The organism is Burkholderia sp. BCC0322 (genome assembly GCF_902833045.1).
Classification (GTDB): Bacteria; Pseudomonadota; Gammaproteobacteria; order Burkholderiales; family Burkholderiaceae; genus Burkholderia.
In genome coordinates this window covers 1-1,391 of the sequence record NZ_CADFDU010000046.1, presented here as the reverse complement: position 1 = coordinate 1,391, position 1,391 = coordinate 1, and the positions used below count along the sequence as shown (strand labels likewise).

2 pseudogenes and 1 other annotated feature are annotated in these 1,391 nt (G+C 56.5%); of the pseudogenes, one reads left to right on the top strand and one right to left on the bottom strand.

Going from position 1 to position 1,391, the window contains the following annotated elements:
• Positions 1-586 (bottom strand): annotated as a pseudogene (locus HWX39_RS35810) (transposase); the annotation flags it as partial.
• Positions 189-305 (bottom strand) — a sequence feature (AL1L pseudoknot). It overlaps the preceding pseudogene by 117 nt.
• Before the next feature lie 105 nt (positions 587-691).
• Between HWX39_RS35810 and HWX39_RS35805 the strand changes: the two are divergent.
• Positions 692-1,123: pseudogene (locus tag HWX39_RS35805) on the top strand (IS3 family transposase); the annotation flags it as partial.
• Positions 1,124-1,391: the final 268 nt, after the last annotated feature.

Here is a 1,391-nt window from a genome sequence, read left to right as displayed (position 1 = left end):
ATGCACACGTCGATCGACTACTGCACTCCCGTCGAATACGAAACCCTACGCGCTGCTGCATGACATGCTGTACGTGAAAACGAGGCAGGGTCACGCTCGATCTCCGGCCGCAGACGTTCATCTCGGATTGCGCGAACAGAGCGTCGTGCCGGATCACGAAGCTGCGCGGCATGGCGTCGGTAGCCCGACGGGGCAATCCGCAAGACCTTGCAGATCGGCTCGACCCCGAAGGTGTCGCGATGCTGATCGATGAAGGCCTTCAGGACTTGAAACGGCGGTCGAGCTCCGCCTGGGCGAAAAACGCGCTCGCGACCTTGAGAATCTCGTTGGCACGACGCAACTCCTTGACTTCGCGCTCCAAGGCCTTGAGGCGCTCGCGCTCGTCTGTGGTCACGCCATCGCGCTCACCGTGGTCGACCTGGTCGCGCTTGACCCACTCGTGCAGTGTCTGCGGTGTGCAGCCGATCATCGGCGCAATCGATTCGATCGCTGCCCACATCGACGGATGTTCGCTACGCTGCTCCCGCACCAGACGCACTGCGCGCTCTCGGACTTCCGGGGAAAACTTGGTTACCTTCTTGTTCATGGCTCCATTCTCTCAAGAGTTGGAGCCTCCACAAAATCCGGGGCGGTTCAAAACCCTACGCGCTGCTGCATGACATGCTGTACGTGAAAACGAGGCAGGGTCAGTCGGAAACTGTACTTGTCTCCCGTACTGGATCTCTTCAATGGCGAAATCGTGTCGTATGAGATGTCCCCTCGGCCACTGTTCGGTATGGTCGGCGCGATGCTCAAGAAAGCCTTTAGCAGGTTGAAAGCTGATGACCGGCCGATGCTGCATTCGGACCAGGGTTGGCAATACAGGATGCCCGAATACCGGCGGCTGCTTGACGCACATGCTGCGCAGCAAAGCATGTCGCGTAAAGGTAATTGCCTCGACAATGCCGCGATGGAGAGCTTCTTCGGCACGTTAAAGTCCGAGCTCTACTACCTGGAGAAATTCCGCAGCGTAGAGGAGCTGCAAACAGGCATTGATAACTACATCCGGTACTACAATCATGATCGGATCAAGCTGAAGCTCAAGGGCCTGAGTCCCGTCGAGTACCGGATTCGATTCGCGTGAAGTTCGTTCAACCACCGTCCAACATCTTGGGTTCAGCTCAAAAAATTTAGTGGGAACTACGATACATTCGATCAGGCACCGTGGGCGAACGGCCGCCACGAGCTGCGGATTCAACCGGTCGATGCAACACACTAGAATCTGCGCAAGCAGTGGAGGTGTTGCAAATGAAGCAGAGGCCGAGGATCTACTATTCTGAGAGTCAGAAAGCACTCATGTGGGACCGCTGGCGCAAAGGTGAAACGATTCATCAAATTGCCAAACTGTTCGA